The sequence below is a fragment of the sulfur-oxidizing endosymbiont of Gigantopelta aegis genome (assembly GCF_016097415.1).
Lineage (GTDB): Bacteria > Pseudomonadota > Gammaproteobacteria > GRL18 > GRL18 > GRL18.
Genome location: NZ_JAEHGE010000001.1, coordinates 1509153 through 1527764 on the forward strand (window position 1 = coordinate 1509153; position 18612 = coordinate 1527764).

20 protein-coding genes are annotated in these 18612 nt (G+C 42.4%); 4 read left to right on the forward strand and 16 right to left on the reverse strand.

The genetic code is table 11. The annotated features are described in order from the left end of the window. Nucleotides 1-49 precede the first annotated feature (49 nt). Nucleotides 50-1501, forward strand: coding sequence for a TrkH family potassium uptake protein (locus tag JEU79_RS07690; RefSeq protein ID WP_198263631.1), 1452 nt, complete (start codon nt 50-52; stop codon nt 1499-1501). Between the two features lie 58 nt (nt 1502-1559). After that, a complete protein-coding gene (locus JEU79_RS07695; protein WP_198263632.1) occupies nt 1560-2156 on the forward strand; it encodes a class I SAM-dependent methyltransferase in 597 nt (198 codons plus the stop codon). Between the two features lie 203 nt (nt 2157-2359). On the opposite strand, the gene JEU79_RS07705 is transcribed toward JEU79_RS07695, so the two are convergent. The 10 genes from JEU79_RS07705 to JEU79_RS07750 all read right to left on the reverse strand — a co-directional run bounded on the left by JEU79_RS07705 (nt 2360) and on the right by JEU79_RS07750 (nt 11132). Then, entirely contained in the window at nt 2360-3406 is a 1047-nt protein-coding gene (locus JEU79_RS07705; protein WP_343074952.1) for a CNNM domain-containing protein, read from the reverse strand. Nucleotides 3407-3686: 280 nt separating this feature from the next. Then, on the reverse strand, nt 3687-4202 hold the full coding sequence (locus tag JEU79_RS07710; protein ID WP_198263635.1) for a CBS domain-containing protein: 516 nt from the start codon (nt 4200-4202) through the stop codon (nt 3687-3689). A gap of 9 nt (nt 4203-4211) precedes the next feature. Beyond that, nucleotides 4212-5552 (reverse strand): ArsB/NhaD family transporter, encoded by a 1341-nt coding sequence (locus JEU79_RS07715; RefSeq protein ID WP_198263636.1) that lies wholly within the window; start codon nt 5550-5552, stop codon nt 4212-4214. A 158-nt stretch (nt 5553-5710) separates the two neighbouring features. Beyond that, the gene (locus JEU79_RS07720) at nt 5711-6307 is read right to left on the reverse strand and encodes a hypothetical protein (protein ID WP_198263637.1); all 597 of its coding nucleotides are present in this window, start codon (nt 6305-6307) and stop codon (nt 5711-5713) included. Between the two features lie 63 nt (nt 6308-6370). Beyond that, on the reverse strand, nt 6371-6808 hold the full coding sequence (dtd, locus tag JEU79_RS07725) for a D-aminoacyl-tRNA deacylase (protein WP_198263638.1): 438 nt from the start codon (nt 6806-6808) through the stop codon (nt 6371-6373). Beyond that, entirely contained in the window at nt 6808-7398 is a 591-nt protein-coding gene (locus JEU79_RS07730; protein WP_198263639.1) for a hypothetical protein, read from the reverse strand. The genes dtd and JEU79_RS07730 overlap by 1 nt, the downstream gene beginning before the upstream one ends. Beyond that, on the reverse strand, nt 7395-8789 hold the full coding sequence (locus JEU79_RS07735; RefSeq protein WP_198263640.1) for a dynamin family protein: 1395 nt from the start codon (nt 8787-8789) through the stop codon (nt 7395-7397). Before JEU79_RS07735 ends, JEU79_RS07730 begins: the two co-directional genes overlap by 4 nt. A gap of 163 nt (nt 8790-8952) precedes the next feature. Beyond that, entirely contained in the window at nt 8953-9504 is a 552-nt protein-coding gene (locus tag JEU79_RS07740; protein ID WP_198263641.1) for a YggT family protein, read from the reverse strand. Between the two features lie 2 nt (nt 9505-9506). Next, nucleotides 9507-10346, reverse strand: a complete 840-nt coding sequence (gene proC / locus JEU79_RS07745) for a pyrroline-5-carboxylate reductase (protein WP_198263642.1) — start codon at nt 10344-10346, stop codon at nt 9507-9509. Nucleotides 10347-10430: 84 nt separating this feature from the next. Beyond that, complete coding sequence (locus tag JEU79_RS07750) at nt 10431-11132, reverse strand: YggS family pyridoxal phosphate-dependent enzyme (RefSeq protein WP_198263643.1); 702 nt, start codon at nt 11130-11132, stop codon at nt 10431-10433. A 241-nt stretch (nt 11133-11373) separates the two neighbouring features. On the opposite strand from JEU79_RS07750, the gene JEU79_RS07755 reads away from it, so the two are divergent. Together JEU79_RS07755 and JEU79_RS07760 are read left to right on the forward strand one after the other, a co-directional pair. Continuing rightward, nucleotides 11374-12411 carry a type IV pilus twitching motility protein PilT gene (locus JEU79_RS07755; protein WP_198263644.1) on the forward strand — a complete coding sequence of 346 codons (1038 nt, stop codon included), beginning with the start codon at nt 11374-11376 and terminating at the stop codon, nt 12409-12411. Nucleotides 12412-12480: 69 nt separating this feature from the next. After that, complete coding sequence (locus JEU79_RS07760) at nt 12481-13641, forward strand: PilT/PilU family type 4a pilus ATPase (protein ID WP_198263645.1); 1161 nt, start codon at nt 12481-12483, stop codon at nt 13639-13641. A gap of 59 nt (nt 13642-13700) precedes the next feature. On the opposite strand, the gene JEU79_RS07765 is transcribed toward JEU79_RS07760, so the two are convergent. Genes JEU79_RS07765 through JEU79_RS07790 form a run of 6 tightly spaced genes read right to left on the reverse strand, consistent with a single transcriptional unit; the run spans nt 13701 to nt 18589 of the window. Further along, the gene (locus JEU79_RS07765) at nt 13701-15032 is read right to left on the reverse strand and encodes a dihydroorotase (protein ID WP_198263646.1); all 1332 of its coding nucleotides are present in this window, start codon (nt 15030-15032) and stop codon (nt 13701-13703) included. Next, entirely contained in the window at nt 15032-16003 is a 972-nt protein-coding gene (locus JEU79_RS07770) for an aspartate carbamoyltransferase catalytic subunit (protein WP_198263647.1), read from the reverse strand. Before JEU79_RS07770 ends, JEU79_RS07765 begins: the two co-directional genes overlap by 1 nt. 52 nt (nt 16004-16055) lie before the next feature. Further along, complete coding sequence (gene pyrR, locus JEU79_RS07775) at nt 16056-16598, reverse strand: bifunctional pyr operon transcriptional regulator/uracil phosphoribosyltransferase PyrR (RefSeq protein ID WP_198263648.1); 543 nt, start codon at nt 16596-16598, stop codon at nt 16056-16058. Nucleotides 16599-16639: 41 nt separating this feature from the next. Next, the gene (gene ruvX / locus JEU79_RS07780) at nt 16640-17113 is read right to left on the reverse strand and encodes a Holliday junction resolvase RuvX (RefSeq protein ID WP_198263649.1); all 474 of its coding nucleotides are present in this window, start codon (nt 17111-17113) and stop codon (nt 16640-16642) included. Next, the gene (locus tag JEU79_RS07785) at nt 17106-17666 is read right to left on the reverse strand and encodes a YqgE/AlgH family protein (RefSeq protein WP_198265908.1); all 561 of its coding nucleotides are present in this window, start codon (nt 17664-17666) and stop codon (nt 17106-17108) included. The genes ruvX and JEU79_RS07785 overlap by 8 nt, the downstream gene beginning before the upstream one ends. A gap of 38 nt (nt 17667-17704) precedes the next feature. Continuing rightward, on the reverse strand, nt 17705-18589 hold the full coding sequence (locus JEU79_RS07790; RefSeq protein ID WP_198263650.1) for an energy transducer TonB: 885 nt from the start codon (nt 18587-18589) through the stop codon (nt 17705-17707). Nucleotides 18590-18612 lie beyond the last annotated feature (23 nt).

Genomic DNA, 18612 nt, shown 5'->3' on the forward strand with positions numbered 1-18612 from the left:
TAATGCCAATACCAATAAAATCAACAAAATATTTAAACTGAGTTAGTTTATGCAACCACTGGTTATTCTTCGCATCGTCGGTCTGCTACTGATGATTTTCAGTTCCACCGTGATACCCTCATTGATTATTTCATGGTGGTATGACGAGGGTGAAACGACCGCATTTTTAAATGCTTTTTTAGTCATTCTCCTGAGTGGCTTTCTCATCTGGATCCCGGTCAAAGATCTTCGACGAGAACTTAGAATCCGAGATGGTTTTATTGTTGTGGTGTTATTCTGGTTTGTCTTTGGCCTCGTCGGTTCATTGCCACTGTATTTATCCCAGAGTCTGGACGCCTCATTTACCGATGCCTTATTTGAATCCATTTCAGCCTTGACTACCACGGGGGCGACCGTCTTCACCGGTCTTGATGACTTGCCCCGCTCAATTCTCTATTACCGACAACAACTACAGTGGCTAGGTGGTATGGGTATTATCGTTTTGGCGGTTGCCGTGTTACCGATGCTGGGCATTGGTGGTATGCAATTGTATCGTGCTGAAACACCCGGGCCGATTAAAGACAATAAACTGACCCCACGTATTACAGAAACCGCCAAGGCACTTTGGTATATTTATTTAGGCCTTACCATTTCTTGTGCCTTGGCTTATTGGATTGCAGGCATGACACCCTTTGATGCCTTGGCACATAGCTTCTCCACTGTTGCTATCGGTGGCTTTTCGACCCATGATGCTTCGATAGGCTTTTTTAATAACCGCTTGATTGAAGTGATTGCGGGCTTTTTCATGCTGCTGTCGGGGATTAATTTTGCGCTACATTTTAGTTCCTTGCGTATGCAAAGCTTAAAACCCTATTGGTTTGATGTTGAGTTTCGTGTGTATTTAGCGATTCTGGGCTTCGCTTCAATGATTTCAGTTCTCTACCTGTATTTTACCGAAACCTTTTTGACCTGGAGTGATGCCTTGCATCATGGTATTTTCCAGACGATTTCAATTGGTACAACTGCCGGCTTTACTACCTCAGATTACTATAACTGGCCGGGCTTTCTCCCGGTCATGTTGTTATTTATTAGTTTTGTTGGTGGCTGTGCTGGCTCGACCGGTGGTGGCATGAAAGTCATTCGCTTTATTTTATTGTTTAAACAAGGCATACGGGAAATTTTCCGTTTGATTCATCCTAGTGCGCAAATTCCCGTTAAAATTGGTGGCAAAGTGATGCCTGAAAATGTCAGTAATGCCATTTGGGGATTTTTCGCCCTCTATGTCGCCAGTTTTAGCGTTATGATGTTATTACTCATGGCATCCGGTCTGGATCAGGTGACGGCGTTTTCAGCATTAGCGGCCTGTTTAAATAACCTAGGCCCAGGCTTAGGTGATGTGGGGGCGAACTATAAGGGGATTAATGACTTTTCCAAATGGGTACTCTGCTTTGCCATGTTGCTAGGGCGTCTGGAGATTTTCACCTTGTTGGTTATCCTAACCCCGGCTTTCTGGCGCAGGTAATAAAGATAATAAAAATATAAAAATGCTGAATTAATAAAAAAGAGATATAGTAAAAACGATGCAAGCAATAAGAAAAAAATGGAACGAGCGTTATGAGCAAGTCTATGCGCCCAATCAAGTCATCGATGTTTTAGAATTAAATGGTCACTTACTACCCAAACAGGGCAAGTCACTCGACCTAGCTTGTGGCTTAGGAGGTAATGCCCTAAGGCTTGCAGAGCTGGGCTTAGAAAGTCATGCCTGGGATATCTCAGATGCAGCCGTTGAAAAAGTGCAAGAGTTTGCCCGTGAACGGCATTTAACAATTGCTACCCGACAATGTGATATTAGCCAATACGATGTTCAGCAAACGCTGCACAATGAAGGCTTTGATGTCATAGTGGTGGGACATTTTTTACTCAGAGGCGTGATCCCCTCATTGATTTCAGCCTTAAAGCCCGGCGGCTTAATTTTTTATCAAACTTTTATAGAAGAACAAATAGACAGCGAGCAGCCTATCCGTAGTGGGCCAACAAATAAAAGCTTTCGCCTCAAAAAAAATGAACTGCTACAATTGTTTCCTGGCCTGACACTGCGTTATTATCGTGAAGACGGTATTTTAGGTAATCAGGATAAAGGTGTGCGCAATGAGGCTTTGCTGGTAGCAGAAAAATAAACCAACTCATCAATGTCCCACTAGAAAAACATAAACGGCATCACAGAATGCTGTAAACAATGATTTTTTTAGGTTTATTACAATATCGTGTGAGTGGTTTTTATGCGGGCTGTGTTCGGCTGGTGAAACAGCAGCCTAAGAATGATTCCGATTTTTTATTTCCTTATGAACAATGTCGCTTTGATTCTATCTATCTTGATGAATTACGTTTTTTTTCCTAATTTTTGTTTCCAGAGCGCTGCTTTTTCAAGCGCATATTTTTGCATATCTTCAACTTTATCCACTTCATCAATAATTTCTCTCCCCAAAAGTGTTTCAATGACATCTTCAAGGGTGACAATGCCGGCATATTGACGATATGAATCATGGACAAGAAATAAATGCTCTTTGCGTTTGATAAATTTATCTACAAGAAAATAAACAGGCATATCTTCCGGTACTCGATAAATTGAGTTCATAAAGTTTTTTATTGGTTCATGGATTTGTTTGTTTTTAGAGGCTGACTTAAGTATCGTCCTAGCATAAACAAGTCCGATTATATTATCGCTGGTATTTTCAAAAACAGGTATACGGGAATAGATGTACAGATCATCATTGAGTAAAACACTTTCAATACTATCTTCTCTATCCAGTGAAAAGACAACACTGCGTGGTGTGAGAATATCTTTAACCTTGATCTGTTTCAATTTAAGTAAGTTTTCAATCAGATGACTTTCATCTTCTTCCAGAATCCCGCTTTCTTCACCTATTTCTGCCATAGCAACAATTTCCGCTCGTGTAGGCCTGTTATCAGAACCCTTTTTAATATGATGAGTGATCAAACTGGAAAACCATAAGAAGGGTAAAAGAATGCGAGTAAGGAATTTAATGATATAAGCAGTAGGTTTAGCGAGTTCACGCCAATAGGTGGCACCGATAGTTTTGGGAATGATTTCTGAGAAATAAAGAATGAGCAGAGTTAAAATGACTGCAATAAGGCTTTGCCACTGGACACCAAAAATTCGAACAGCTTCAGCGCCTACCCCAGCAGCGCCCATAGTATGTGCAATCGTATTTAAGATTAGAATGGATGAAATGGATGTATCTATATCAGATTTGAGTCCACTGAGAATTTTCTTAAAGCGGGAATTATCATCGAGTGAAACAATATAAGTCTGGCTAATCGAAAGCAAAACAGCTTCGAGTACTGAACATAAAAATGACACAAAAAGTGCTAGTGATAGATAGAAAAAGAGTAAACCCATTGACATTTAACCAGAGTGTAAGTTGAGAGATCATTATAAGCAAAATTTTCTGATTTATTCTACTTAATTTGAGTCGAAGACCTTATTGGTCCAATTAACGGCTTCAATACTTTTTTAGTGTCTATCCGTAAATAGTTTTTTTATATAAATAATCGTAGGGTGGGCATGGCTTTATCTGCCCACGCTGACTCAAGCGCTTATTATGTACACTTTCAGCGTGGGCACAAAAAGCGTGCCCACCCTACGGTCAAAATTATCAAATAATTCTAGAATAAACGGATGGACACTAGTTAGGAAATTCAGGTGAGCATGATGGTGTATTTTTAATTATCAGCATTTTTTTAGCGACAGATAGACGGGTAATAATACCTTTGTAATCACAATGAGATTTGTCTACATTATCAGCGCAGTCAGCGACAAAGATGAAGCTGCTATTATGCTGCTCCATCAGTGCAACAGCGCGGATCAATATGGTGTTAGAAGCGACGAAACGAAAAGGTTTTTCGATATAATCATCGACAGGTTTGTGGAGTAAGGTATTAATTTTCTCCATTGCCTGGGTAGTGCAGTTCATATCATTGCTCAGTAGGCCTGCAAGCTCTACTAAATAGTTGGGCAGACAATCTTTGCCCATCACTCGTTTTAGCGAAACAAAACCCTGTATCAGACCTTCTTTATCACGAAAGGGCAGCGCCGGTACATTCGCTTCAATACAGGATTCAAACATATCTTTGACAGTCTCTCCGCTGTTCACGGTTGCTGTGGAGATAATGATCTCTTTAATATCTGTATTTACTATCATTTGCTTATCCTAAAGAAAGCGCCAGGTAATGTAAACATGGCTGATGGCAATACTTACCAGCATCAGAGGGAAAGCATAAGCCATAAATTTTAAAAATGCGATGGGAAAGCCTGCCCGCTCAGCATATCCTGCAACAATCAGGTTGGCACTGGCACCGATCAGGGAGCCATTACCGCCGAGACAAGCACCTAAAGCCAATGACCACCAGAGAGGCATTAATGCCTCTGTTCCGCCAAATGCCGGTGCCATGGACTTAATCATGGGGATCATGGTGGCAACAAAAGGAATGTTGTCTACTAGAGCAGAAATGATGGCTGACATCCATAAGATGGCCAGTGTGGTGGTGTTAAAATCACCCTCGGTTAAGTGCAGCATTTTTTCGGCCAGTAAACTCAGTACACCAGAATGCTCGACACCAGCGACTATAATAAACAGACCGACAAAAAAGAAAATAGTGATCCATTCTGCTTCTTTAAAGCACTTGTCGACATTGATAGTTTGTTCCTCTGAAGTTCGGCCTATATTATCCAGCAACATTAACAGTGCAGCGCCGCCCATGGCAATGGTTGCAGGTTCTAAATTCAGGCTATGGGCATTCATAAACAGTACCAGCACCAGAAATAGAACAAAAAGAGAGCGTTTCAATAATGGAATATCCTGTAAAGCCTTGCGCTCATCAAAGCTCATGACATGCTGGCGTTTGTCGTCAGAGGCAGTTAGTTTTCTTCCCCAGATAAGATAAATCATTCCTAGGTTAATGAGCATGATGAAAATAGTAATAGGTGCCAGATTATAAACAAAATCATTAAAGCCTAAACCAACAGCCGAGCCGATCATTATATTGGGTGGATCGCCAATAAGAGTAGAAGCACCACCAATATTAGAGGCAAAAATTTCAGAAAACAAGAATGGGAAGGGAGGAATCTGAAGTTCCTGAGTGATTAATAGTGTAATGGGTGCGATTAATAAGACGGTGGTGACATTATCAAGCAAGGCTGAAAATATAGCTGTGACCACCGATAACATGAGCATAATGCCCCAGGGGGAGGCTTTGACTTTTTTTGCTGACCAGATGGCAATATACTGAAAAATTCCGCTGCGCTGGGTAATGGCAACAATGACCATCATACCGGTGAGCAAGCCGATGGTATTAAAATCAACACCATTAACCGCTGCTTCCTGGGTCAGTACACCGAGCATTATCATCAGAGAAGCACCCAATAGTGCAATAATTGCACGATTTACTTTTTCACTAATGACAACTAGGTAAGTACCAATAAAGAGGACCGTTGAAACCCAGAAAGGATCCCAGCCAAAAATAACTTGTGATGCCAGTTCTGTTTGATGCATAGCAATACAACTTCTTTTTTTAGAGTTGTTCTAACTATAGGATATTATAGCTAATAATCCTAGAAACCTCAGTTGAATCCTAGCGAGAGCGATCAAAGTGCTGGAGGCTTTTAGTTAAAATAACGAAGTTTGCATTTCCAAGTGTCATGGGTATAGACTTAAATTGTCTTCGGTGGCTGAGTCGCTTGTTGTTGTTTTTGTCGTTGTTGCTCAATTTCCTGATTTAAGTCTTCTAAGGTTTCATTTAAAGAGTGTTCCAATTGTTGTAGTTCATCCTTCACTGATTCGCCCATCACCTTAACGCCTTTATCAATGGTTTCGCGCATAGTGTTGGTCAGTTGATCAATGACCGATTGTAGTTCACTGCCCAGCATTGAATCTCGGGTGGCATTAAAATCGACTAGCCACTGGCCATTTTGATTAAGCAATATCGTGCGCAATGCCGTGGTGTTTTTTTCGGTGCCTTCATGACGGGTTATTTGTGTGAGTATTTCTGCCTTGGAAAGAGTCAGGCTTTGTTCGCCCAGTTCAACGAAATCTTTAGCATCATGTAAAATGATTTTAAAGCTGGCCATACTTTGGGGGGTAATTAACTGTTTGGCTGCTTCAGTATCACCTTTTAAACTAGCAGCCCAAAAGGCTTCGGCAACGGTTTGTGGGGTATTGGGTTTAACCGGCGTGCAGGCAGAAAGCAAAAATACTGCAATCAGGCTAATTAATAATAAAAAATGGCTGAAAATAGCTATTGGTTTCATAAAAAATCTCAAAATAGTTGACGATATAGTGGCTATCATACTACAAAATTTGAGTATAAAAAATTAGACAGAGAGGGAAAAGGTGACCGGGCCATCGTTGACTAAGGAGATTTGCATATCAGCACCAAATTGACCGGCTTCTACATGCTCGTATTGAGTTTTTGCCTGCTTCAATAGATGGTTAAATAAGATTTCAGCTTCAGCAGGTGGTTTTGCAGTACTGAAGCTGGGACGCAGACCTTTTTTGGTATCAGCGGCCAAGGTGAATTGAGGTACCAGGAGCAAGCCACCCTGAATATCGCTGACGCTTAAATTCATTTTATCGTCTGCATCGGCAAAGAGACGATAATTGAGTAGGCGATGTAATAACTTGTCAGCTTGTTCAATTTGATCGTTTTTTTGCATGCCGACCAAAACAAGCAGTCCCTGCTCGATTTGGCCAATGCTTTGCTTATCGACCTGAACTTCTGCCCGGATAACTCGCTGAATAAGGCCTATCATTATGCGCGTATTGCAGTGACATTATTGGGCATTTCTTTCTTATGAGCAACTGCAGGCATCGGGCTATTAATGGTGGTGAGCATCTTATTGACATCAAAGATGTTCTTTTGCAATACCTTGGCTTCTTTCTTAAGTCCGCTAACACGATCGGCAATCGTATCTCTGGACTGTCCGGCCTTTTTCAGTTGTTCAAGGCGTAATTGCAGCTCTTTTTTATGTGCCTTAACCTGACGAATAAGGGGGGTCAGAGCGCGCTTGCCCCAGTCATCCGCATCTTTATTAAGCTGGTAGTAAAGGTTTCTTGCCCGGCTAACCAGTGAAATAAAGAATTTCTTGATCACAAAGCTTTGCTCCGTCATTGTAGAATAAACACTGGTGCGATATTCTTCGGCATCTTCATACAATGTTTCAATTTCCTGCTTATAAGAGGCAATAGAAAATAGCTTGGGTTGCACGTCGGCATCTTCATTTTCATTTTGAAAACGATTATAAATAGACTTAACCAGGCGATTAGTGAGTTCTGTTTGTTTGGCCGCTTCGTTCATGGTGTTGCTGATGCCATCAAACAAAGTTTTCATGGCGCGTTTCATGCCATTGGTGTCCAACTACCTTTCATAGAGTTACGGGCTTCATTGACTTGCTTATCTAAACGATCCAAATCAATAATACTTTTCAGACGATTATGCTGCCCCGAGAGAATTTGTCGGCTGGATTGCAGACTTTCAGCATTGCGATGGAAAACAGTTTGTTCAGCACGCGTGGCTTCTAATAGCTGTTGAATCACATTCTCATTTTTGCCACCCAGACCACTAAAAGCATTGATGGATTTTTTCTTGGCATTAAATTCACTCAATAAAATACTTTTGGATTCCTGCATCATTTCATTGATGTCTGCAATCAGCGTATTGCGCACTAATAATTCTTTTTGCGGCAAAATTTCATTGGAAAGCACATTTTCCATAGCCGCTAGATTACTGGCTTTGACTAGTTTGGGATCGTTTCTAACGCGGCCAATTAAGCCTTTCTGTGCTGATACTGCAAATACGCGTTTATCGGCAATGCCCAGTGTTTTTGCCGTTTCCAGACATTGTCGCTGGATACTGGCTTTGATTTCCTCTTCGCTTTTCAGATCATCCCATAGGGTGTCAATTTTGTTTAGAGCGACAACCAGACCATTATTATGGTTACGGCGAAAGCTTTTTAAGTGGCGACGCCAGATATCCATATCAGAACGAGTCACACCGGTATCGGCTGCGAGTACAAAAATAGCTGCCTGAGCATTGGGTAGCATATTCAGGGTGAGTTCCGGCTCGTTACCAAGAGAATTCAGTCCCGGGGTGTCAAGAATTGTTAAGCCCTGTTCGAGAAAAGGGTGGGGGAAATTAATCAGCGCATGCCGCCACATGGGAATTTCAACAATGGCATCATCGGATATTTCGGTGCCATTATCATCGGTAATAATGTCATAAAGACCTAGGCGTTTAGCTTCAACGGCTTTGACTTTTTTGGTGTTAGTTATTTGTGCAAAGGAGCTGGCCATGCTGGCTGGTGATGAAATATCCAGTTGGATATGGGTCCAATTGACGGTATTTTGCTTGTGCTCAGTAATGCTGGCATCTTCCATACGGCTTTCAATCGGCAGGAGACGCATATAAGAGCGGGGCTCATCAACATCATAAAAGAGTTCGGTGGGACACATGGTGGTGCGACCGGCTTCACTGGGCAATAAACGACGCTTAAACTGAGAGAAAAAGATGGCATTAATGAGTTCAGTTTTACCCCGGGAAAATTCGCCGACAAAAGCGAGGGTAATACGGTCGTGTTTGAGTGTTTGTAGCGTTTCATAGATTTTTAGACTTTGTTCGCTTTCTTCAAGGCCGGTTGTGTCCAGCCAATCCTGAAAGGATTCAATGGCACTGACAAGGTCGCTTTTCCATTTTCCATAGGCGTGGATGTTTTCGAAAAAGTTTTCATTGGTCATAGTCTTATCTTCGTCTTATCTTTTGGTGAAGTGTTTTAGTTCTTAGTTTAAAGTGTCGGGGTATTGCTGTGCTAAATCATCACTTTGAACTAATTTATTTAGAATACTCCTTTATCCAAGTCTAGCAAAAATTATCACAAAAAGTGTGATAGGTGTCCAATTGTTAACCAAATATAACCGGAACAAACATAATTAATAGGTTTAATACGATAAAAACCAGTATGGGCGACAGGTCAAAGCCGGAAAATGGGGGTAATAAACGTCGTGCCGGACGCATAACAGGCTCGGTGATGTGGTGAATCAGTGCTGTAGCCGGGTTATAAGTGCCGGGGTTGATCCAACTTATAATCACTTGCACCAGAATTGCGAAAAAGTAAATATACAAAACCAACGTCAGCAAGGAGCCGATGCTATACCAAAGTAGAAAAATAGGGTTGACGGCAATACCTTTGATGGCAAAGAGTAATATATTTTCAATATACTGTAGCGAATAAGCCAGAATAATGGAGGCAACATCAATCCCGAATAAGCCGGGAATCAGTCGACGCATGGGGTTTAGTACCGGCGTAGTGGCTTTGACAATAAATTGTGACAGCGGATTATAGAAATCAGCACGCACTAATTGTAATAGAAAACGCAGCAATATGATGATGATATACAACCCAAAAACGGTACTGATGACATAAGCACCGGCACTGACTAGAAAATTATCCATCGTTAATTACCTAATATTTTAGCGAGTTCAATCGAGCGATCCCGTGCACCCTCAAGTGCCTTAGCAAAAAGAGTTTCTAACTGACCTTCTTGTAGGATGCCAATGGCTTTTTCAGTCGTGCCGCCGGGAGAGGTGACTTTTTTGCGCAAGGTTTCTGGGGAATCATCACTTTCTAAGGCCATTTTAGAAGCACCAAAAGCGGTTTGAATGGCTAATAGGTGTGCGGTTTTTTCATCCAAACCCAACTGAACCCCGGCTTTTTCCATGGCATCGATGACTAAAAAGAAATAAGCGGGGCCACTGCCGGATAAAGCTGTGACCGCATCCATATCATTCTCATTGTCCAGCCATAGTGTTAGTCCCGCTGCGCGTAAAATGGACTCTGCCAGAGTTTTTTGCTCATCACTGACATGACTATTCGCATAGAGCGCTGTAGCACCACTTTGTACTAAAGAGGGAGTGTTGGGCATACACCGAACCAATGCTAATGCGTTATTTATGGAGTCGTTATTAAGCCAGATTTCAATATCCTTGCTCAATACCCCAGCTGCAATTGAGATCATAAGTGGCTTGTTCTGCTGTACATCCTCGGATATATCTTTGCAGACCTGTGCTAATTGCTGAGGCTTGACTGCGAGTATGACAATATCGACGGATTGCACTAATGCATTATTACTCTGGCAGACATTGACGCCAAAGTTATCAGCCATTTGGGTCATTTTATCGGCACTGGGATCACTGACCCAGATATTTTCCCCAGAGACACCCGTTGCAGTGAGCCCTCCGACTAGACTATAAGCCATATTACCAGCGCCAATAAAGCCAATTTTTTTGTTAATCATTAATTTCCCTATCCCAAGAATTTAATTACATTGTGTTTCTAAGATGAAACTATTATACCCCAGTTTAGAGCTTGCCATAAGCCACTAATATTCTCGTGGACCAAAAAGTGCCGTACCAATACGAATAATGCTTGCACCCTCAGCAATGGCTGCTTCTAAATCACCGGACATGCCCATTGAAAGTGTATCCATCTGGAGATTAAATCGTTGATTTAATTGCTGCATCAACTCCCGTAATTGTTTAAAAGCCAACTTTTGTTCTGCAGGAGCTTTACTCGGCTTGGGGATGGCCATGAGGCCGCGAAGCTTTAAATGGGGCAATGTCATTATTTCTGCTATGGCAGTAAAAATTTCATCAGTGGAAAAACCTGATTTTTGTGGCTCCTGACTAATATTGATTTGTAGACAGATATTCAATGGTTTACTTAGTGTCTCATGCGTTGTTCTCTGTGCACTTAGGCGGCGGGCAATTTTAAGCCGATCAACTGAATGTACCCAGTGAAAATTAGGGGCAATATCCTTGGTTTTATTGGATTGAATAGGGCCAATAAAATGCCAGATAATGTCCTTATGGGGTGATTGCTTCATTTTTTCCAGTGCTTCTTGCACATAACTCTCACCAAATTCCCGCTGTCCCAACTCATAGAGGGCTTGAATTTTGTCCCATGAATGACGCTTACTGACAGCTAATAATGTCACAGGAGAGTCAGCAGAGCGCTGACTATTTTGCATTGCCTCAGCTATACGTTGATTAATGTGATCGAATCGCTTTCTTGTCATGCTCATTTTAGTCTATACTGATTATAAATCGTTGGAAGCACTGGGAAAATCATCAAAAGCTTATATTTCTTTGCAGTAGTAATTGATGCTTTGCCAGACATTATAACAATTGTACTTTTTTAAGCTATTTTCAAGTAGATAAGTATAACTTTATCTTTTAAAAATAGCGTTTAAATAAAACCTGAATTTAAGTAAAGTTTGAATTTAAGTAAAAAGCACAACATAAAAATAGAGAATAGCGATAAACATGGATATAACAGAACTGCTTGCTTTTAGTGCCAAAAATAATGCCTCGGACTTACACCTGTCAGCTGGTTTACCACCGATGATCCGGGTTGATGGTGATATTCGTCGAATCAATGTGCCGCCACTGGAACATCGTGAAGTGCATGACATGGTGTATGACATCATGAACGATAAGCAACGCAAAGACTATGAAGAATTTCTAGAAACTGATTTCTCGTTTGAAGTCCCCGGCCTTGCCCGTTTTCGTGTGAATGCTTTTAACCAGAACCGGGGTGCGGGTGCAGTATTTCGTACCATTCCATCAAATGTTTTATCTCTGGAAGAACTCGGTTGTCCGTCTATTTTTAAAGAAATTTGTGAAAATAAACGTGGCATTGTGTTGGTCACAGGACCAACAGGCTCAGGTAAGTCAACCACATTAGCCGCCATGATGGATCATTTAAACGATACCATTTACGAACATATCCTCACCGTTGAAGACCCTATCGAATTCGTACATGAAAGTAAAAAATGTCTGGTCAACCAACGTGAAGTGCATCGTGATACGCTAGGCTTCAATGAAGCATTACGCTCTGCACTACGTGAAGATCCGGATATTATTCTCGTGGGTGAATTACGTGATTTAGAAACCATTCGTTTAGCGCTGACTGCAGCAGAAACAGGTCACTTAGTTTTCGGTACTCTACATACCAGTTCTGCGGCCAAAACCATTGACCGGATCATCGACGTATTCCCCGCCGCAGAAAAAGATATGGTGCGGGCAATGTTATCAGAATCATTGCGTGCAGTTATTTCCCAGACACTATTAAAGAAAAATGGCGGCGGTCGTATTGCAGCGCATGAAATTATGATTGGTACACCGGCGATTCGAAATCTGATCCGTGAGGCTAAGATTGCGCAAATGTATTCCGCTATTCAGACCGGCCAAAATATTGGTATGCAGACATTGGATCAAAACCTGAAAGTACTGCTCTCTCAGGGCATGATTTCAAAAGCTGATGCCATAAGTTATGCTGCTCAGAAAGAAGATTTCCTATAAGGGCAAGCTATTTAATCGAATCGGTTAATTACACTGAACAGCGACTAATATAACAAGGTAAAAAATAAGATGGACTTTGATTCATTACTGAAATTAATGGTGCACAAAAAAGCATCAGATTTATTTATTACTGTTGGTACTGCGCCATCCATGAAAGTGAATGGTAAAATATCACCAGTAACCAAAAAAGCACTCAACTCAACGCAGGTACATCAAATTGTCACCGGCGTCATGACAGATAAATTGCGTGCCGAATTTGAAGAGGCTCATGAATGTAATTTTGCTATCAGCCGCTCAGGTGTGGGTCGTTTTCGTGTCAGTGCTTTTATGCAACGCAGTCAAGTGGGGATGGTTTTACGCCGTATTGAAACGACTATTCCGACCTATAAGGAATTAAAATTACCAGAAACCATCAAAGATTTGGCGATGACTAAACGTGGTTTAATTATCTTTGTTGGTGCGACGGGATCCGGCAAATCAACCTCATTGGCATCAATGATTGGCTATCGCAATCAAAATGGTAGTGGCCATATTATTACTATCGAAGACCCGATCGAATTTGTGCATAACCATGATGGTTGTATTATTACTCAGCGAGAAGTGGGCATTGATACGGATTCATTTGAAGTGGCACTAAAAAATAGCCTGCGCCAAGCGCCAGATGTTATTTTGATTGGCGAAATTCGTACCCGCGAAACCATGGATCATGCTATCGCTTTTGCTGAAACGGGACATTTATGTTTGGCGACCTTGCATGCCAACAATGCTAACCAAGCATTGGATCGTATTATCAACTTCTTCCCTGAAGATCGTAAACGCCAACTATTAATGGATTTATCCTTAAACGTGCGCGCTTTGGTTGCTCAACAATTAATCCCAACGCCTGATGGTAAGGGGCGCAGAGCCGCAGTAGAAATTCTCCTGAATAGCCCGTTGATTTCAGACTATATTCGTGAAGGTGAAGTACATAAGCTCAAAGAAATCATGAAAAAATCCCGAGAAGAAGGTATGCAGACGTTTGATCAGGCGCTCTATGATCTCTATCGCACCGAAGCCATTACCTATGAAGATGCGTTACACCATGCAGACTCACCCAATGACTTGCGCCTGATGATCAAACTCGGTGATGAAGAAGCATCAGAATCGATGGGCTCATCACTTGAAGGGGTAAGTTTTACTAATACCAATGATGACCGGGATGGTGGTTTTGGTAGTATGGGACTCCGATAAAGCATTAATTATGTAGGAAGAATGTGCGTAGGCTGCGGATTGAGGCACCAAGCGCACTATCAATCCACCAAGGTTTCAGTAGCAAACACCACTTCACCTGACTTAATAGTATAAGTCACCTTACCTTTGAGTTCCCAACCGTGGAAAGGGGTATTTTTCCCCTGACTCAAGAGCTTTTCACGATCAACCACCCAATACGCTTCCGGATCAAAAATACAGACATCAGCATCAGCACCGAGACCTAAAGTCCCTTCGGGTAGATTGAGGGTGTTTGCTGGCTGAACGGTTAAACGTGTAATGACTTCACTCAGACTCATATCATGTGAATCAATCATCTTTAAGGCCAGTGGCAGTAAGGTTTCCACACCACTAATACCAGCCTCTGTTTCTGCGAAGGGGGCAAGTTTAGCATCACTGCTATGAGGCTGGTGATCAGAGACGATACTACTGATAACACCGGACTTAACCGCTTGTCGCAAAGCCTCTTGATCACGCTGAGTTCTAAGTGGGGGCATGACATGACAATTACTGTCAAAATAACCGATATCCATTTCCGTGAGATGCAAGTGATGTGCGGTCACATCCGCACTGACGGGTAAGCCATCTTGTTGAGCTTGCTGAATGAGTTGTACTGCCTTAGCACTGGAAAGCTGGCAAAAATGTGCCTTAGCACCGCTTAATTCAATGAGTTGTAAATCTCTGGCAATGGCAATTGTTTCAGCACTGACGGGGATTCCAGCGAGTCCTAAACGGGTGCTGACAGCGCCCTCATGGGCGCAACCATCACTGAGCCAGGGATCAAAAGCCTGAATAAAGACGGTAATGTCATGACTGGCGGCATATTCCAAAGCGCGGCGCATGACTAGGGTGCTTTTGACTGGCTTTAAGGCATTGGTGGTGCCCACACAGCCAGCATCTTTTAACTCCCGCATTTCACTGAGCTTTTCGCCTTTTAATTGCTGGGTTAAAGCACTTAGGGTATAAACTTTCGCAACCCCTTCGGTTTCAGCCTTAAGACGAATGAGCTTAACCATTGCGGCATTATCAATGATCGGATCGGTATCGGGTGGACAACATAAAGCGGTTACACCACCGGCAACCGCAGCACGGGTTTCTGTGGCAATCGTGCCCCGGGTTTCATAACCCGGCTCGCGCAGGCGAAAGCGCAGATCAATTAAGCCGGGGCAGACAACTTTCCCTTTGGCATCGATCACCTGCTCGGCAATAAAATCATCGGGGGCATTGCCCAGTGCAACAATTTTGCCATTTTTTAGGTGTAGATCCATGTTTTGATCAATGTCATTGGCCGGATCAATCAAGCGGCCATTAATAATGCTGATAGCCGGACTCTTGGCTGCTAAGATAGAGGAAATCTGGTTAATATCAGACATTATGCTGTACCTCCACTGGCGCGACCTAGGGTTTGAGACATGATCGCCATGCGTACAGCGATACCATTGGTGACTTGTTCCAGAATCACGGATTGTGGGCCATCGGCAATACTGGAGGCAATTTCAACACCCCGATTAATCGGTCCTGGATGCATCACAATGGCGTCGGGTTTTGCCAGTGTTAGCTTTTGCTCGGTTAGGCCATACTGATGATAATATTCACTTTCACTGGGTAGCAATGCACCTTGCATACGTTCTTTTTGCAAGCGCAACATGATGATCACATCTGCACCGATAAGTGCGGCACTTAAATCATGATAGACATGCACACCCAAGGTTTCAATTTGAGTGGGAATTAAGGTTTTCGGACCCACCACTCTGACTTCACTGACTCCCAGAGTGGTGAGTGCATGAATTTGTGAACGGGCGACGCGAGAATGTAAAATATCACCGACAATAACGACTTTTAAATCCGCAAAATCTTTTTTATGGCGGCGAATAGTAAACATATCCAACATCGCCTGAGTAGGATGTGAATGGCAACCGTCACCGGCATTAATCACACTGATATGCGGTGATACGTGCTGAGCAATCAAGTGTGCCGCACCACTTTGCTTATGACGCACAATAAACATATCACAGTGCATGGCTTCTAAGTTGTGCAACATATCGAGCAGACTTTCACCCTTAGTGGTGGCTGAGGTATTGATATTAATATTTAACACATCAGCCGAAAGACGTTTAGCGGCGAGTTCAAAGGTGGTGCGGGTTCGGGTACTTGCTTCAAAAAATAAATTAACAATCGTTTTGCCCCGTAGCAAGGGGACTTTTTTTACAGCTTGTTCATGCACATTGGCAAAGGGTTCAGCGGCATCGAGCAAGTTAACCAAATCTTGACGCTTAAAACCTTCAATGGAAAGAAAATGTCTTAAGCGACCCTGCTCGTCAAGTTGAATGTTTTTTGCAATCATGGCTTGGCCTTTATTTTTGTGTAATAAGTGCTGAGAGTATGATGAGTGCTATTTAGCATCGATTTTTTACCAGTTTTAATGGCTCAGGGCCACAGAGCTTGATTTGTTGTCCTGCATCTAAAGTAATTTTTTGCCCAATGATTTCTGCGTGCACAGGTAATTCACGGCCGCCTCGATCCAATAATACCGCAAGGGTGACGGATGCGGGTCGTCCATAATCAAAAATTTCATTTAAGGCGGCACGCACCGTGCGCCCGGTGTAAAGCACATCATCAATTAGAATAATATGCTTATCATCTAGGGCGGTGGGTAAGTGTGAGGGTTTTACTTCAGGGTGCAGACCTATTTTAGTAAAGTCATCACGGTAAAATGAAATGTTCAGACTCCCCAGCGGTGATGGGATATTAAGTCGCTGATAGAGTTTTTCTGCCACCCAGAAACCGCCGGTATGAATGCCGATGACAATCACATCATCTTTGTTCAAGCCCTGAATTTTTCGCGCAATGGCCTGATACATCGTATCCAGTAATTGCTGTAAATCAATTGCGGGAGTGAACTCTTGCGAGCCTGATTCAACGCTACTAGTCGTCGTCATTTATTTGTTTACCTGTATTCGTGCTAAAAATAAGAATATTCTTAAATATTTTCATTCAGCCAGCTCTGTAATATAAGCTGTGCTGCTACCTGATCAATGTCATGACCCTGTTGTTTCTTTTTTTTCACTTTTTTCCCCGGCTTGCTATGTCGTCGAGGAGAAGTCAGACCATCATAGCCCAGTAAATAACTGGCTTCACGGGAAGTCAGTCGTTCATCCATATAATGGATAGGAAGATTGTAACGTTCATTGAGCTGTTTGCCAAAAATTTTTACCGCTGCGGTGGTTTCCTGTTCTTCGCCATCCATGGTTAAAGGTAGACCCACAATAAAAGCCACCGGACGCCATTGTTTTAATAGTTCTTCTATGCCGACCCAGTCAATTTTTTTATTACGAGAAATTAGTGTAGTCAATGAGCTGGCGGTACCCGTTAGACGTTGACCAACGGCGATGCCAATTTTATTTTGACTATAGTCAAAGCCCAGAAAAGTGCTGGCTAAAGGGTAATCAGGCATGACCTACATCACCGGAGATTAAATTAATATCAATACCGAGTTTCATGGCAGCACTTTCCCAACGTAGCTCGTTAGGTGTATGAAAAATAATGTCATCATCGGCCAGTACATTAAGCCAGGAGTTTTCAGTCATCTCATGTTCAATTTGCCCCTTGCTCCAACCGGCATAACCCAGAGTGATGAGAAAGTTGGACGGACCCTCACCATTGGCAATGGCAATTAAAATATCTTTTGAAGAACTGAGGGATAAATTATCATTAATTTTCAGGGTTTGTGACCAGCGAGCAGCGTCACCATCATTTGAATGCAAGATAAAACCATGGCCTATTTCCATTGGACCACCCTGATACACAGGCAGTGAAGCCAAGCTTTTAAGTTGTAAAGGAATGTCGAGCTGTTCGAGTAATTCGGCAAAACTGATGTTTGTTGGACGATTAATGGTCAGACCCATAGCGCCATGTTCATTATGCTGGCAGATATAACTGACGCTTTTTTCAAACAGGGGATCAGCGAGTCCGGGCATGGCAATAATTAAGTTGTTGGTCAGATTCATGGTTTCTTTCCAGCCTGATAAAAATTTTTTAGGCACATTTATTTATGTGAAAAGCCCTTGCCTGTATGGTGTGAAAACTGCCAGGTTCGGGTGATCACTAAGCGATTATTACCCTGTAATACATCCTTGGGAATAGCGGCAAAAGGGGCTGCTAGTTTTACAATACGGATAGCGGCATCATCGAGAATTTTGTGTCCTGATGAAGTCCCGATATGGATATCAATAATATAGCCTTCAGGATTGAGGGCAACGGATAGCACTAATTGGCCTTCTAATTTCCCACGTCGCGCTTTATCCGGGTAGTTGAGATTACCAAAGCGTTCGATTTTCTTTGTCCAGGATTTGAGGTACATGGCATCGGGTGTACGCCGGGTTGATGCGGTAATATAAGTCGCCTTAGGACGCTTGGCATACATTTTGGTTTGTTCATCAAATTCTGCTTCCATATCAATAATCTGCTGTTGCAAATTAGCAATATAATCAGCCGCCATGATGGGGGCTTTTTTCTTCTTCGGTGGTTTTTTCTTGGTGAGCTTTTGGGCTTTATGCTCACTGGGTTTTTGCGCAGATAAGATAGATTTTTTTTCTTTTACTTCAGGCTCGGGCAGGGGGGTTACTTCGGGCTTGTTTTCCAAAGCATTGCCTTCTGTGGGTGTTTCACCGGGATTTTTACTGGTGGGTTTGGCCTTTTCTTTTAAGTTACCACCGCCCATTTGGTCAGCCTGAGCTAGATAATCGGGATCTTCTGGGGCTTTTTCAGCTTCTGTTTTGACTAAAACAATATCTAAAGTTTGTTGACTGGCTGGTTTGGGTGGTGTTGGAATGCCAAAGGTGACACCAAAAATGATGGCACTATGTACCAGCACGGTAATAAAAAATGCAGTGATAAGGCTTTCATTACTCTGCAGTGATGTGGGTGGCATCCTGGTATTGATCGAGTGAGATG

Bases quoted from the DNA above. Each gene is read 5' to 3' on its own strand.
- JEU79_RS07705 (WP_343074952.1), bottom strand. From the start codon at position 3,406: ATGTCAATGGGTTTACTCTTTTTCTATCTATCACTAGCACTTTTTGTG.
- dtd (WP_198263638.1), bottom strand. From the start codon at position 6,808: ATGATAGGCCTTATTCAGCGAGTTATCCGGGCAGAAGTTCAGGTCGAT.
- JEU79_RS07760 (WP_198263645.1), top strand. From the start codon at position 12,481: ATGGACTTTGATTCATTACTGAAATTAATGGTGCACAAAAAAGCATCA.
- JEU79_RS07695 (WP_198263632.1), top strand. From the start codon at position 1,560: ATGCAAGCAATAAGAAAAAAATGGAACGAGCGTTATGAGCAAGTCTAT.
- JEU79_RS07730 (WP_198263639.1), bottom strand. From the start codon at position 7,398: ATGAAACGCGCCATGAAAACTTTGTTTGATGGCATCAGCAACACCATG.
- JEU79_RS07710 (WP_198263635.1), bottom strand. From the start codon at position 4,202: ATGATAGTAAATACAGATATTAAAGAGATCATTATCTCCACAGCAACC.
- ruvX (WP_198263649.1), bottom strand. From the start codon at position 17,113: ATGCCTGATTACCCTTTAGCCAGCACTTTTCTGGGCTTTGACTATAGT.
- JEU79_RS07755 (WP_198263644.1), top strand. From the start codon at position 11,374: ATGGATATAACAGAACTGCTTGCTTTTAGTGCCAAAAATAATGCCTCG.
- pyrR (WP_198263648.1), bottom strand. From the start codon at position 16,598: ATGACGACGACTAGTAGCGTTGAATCAGGCTCGCAAGAGTTCACTCCC.
- JEU79_RS07770 (WP_198263647.1), bottom strand. From the start codon at position 16,003: ATGATTGCAAAAAACATTCAACTTGACGAGCAGGGTCGCTTAAGACAT.
- JEU79_RS07690 (WP_198263631.1), top strand. From the start codon at position 50: ATGCAACCACTGGTTATTCTTCGCATCGTCGGTCTGCTACTGATGATT.
- JEU79_RS07790 (WP_198263650.1), bottom strand. From the start codon at position 18,589: ATGCCACCCACATCACTGCAGAGTAATGAAAGCCTTATCACTGCATTT.
- JEU79_RS07740 (WP_198263641.1), bottom strand. From the start codon at position 9,504: ATGGATAATTTTCTAGTCAGTGCCGGTGCTTATGTCATCAGTACCGTT.
- JEU79_RS07785 (WP_198265908.1), bottom strand. From the start codon at position 17,666: ATGAATCTGACCAACAACTTAATTATTGCCATGCCCGGACTCGCTGAT.
- JEU79_RS07720 (WP_198263637.1), bottom strand. From the start codon at position 6,307: ATGAAACCAATAGCTATTTTCAGCCATTTTTTATTATTAATTAGCCTG.
- JEU79_RS07715 (WP_198263636.1), bottom strand. From the start codon at position 5,552: ATGCATCAAACAGAACTGGCATCACAAGTTATTTTTGGCTGGGATCCT.
- JEU79_RS07765 (WP_198263646.1), bottom strand. From the start codon at position 15,032: ATGTCTGATATTAACCAGATTTCCTCTATCTTAGCAGCCAAGAGTCCG.
- JEU79_RS07735 (WP_198263640.1), bottom strand. From the start codon at position 8,789: ATGACCAATGAAAACTTTTTCGAAAACATCCACGCCTATGGAAAATGG.
- JEU79_RS07750 (WP_198263643.1), bottom strand. From the start codon at position 11,132: ATGAGCATGACAAGAAAGCGATTCGATCACATTAATCAACGTATAGCT.
- proC (WP_198263642.1), bottom strand. From the start codon at position 10,346: ATGATTAACAAAAAAATTGGCTTTATTGGCGCTGGTAATATGGCTTAT.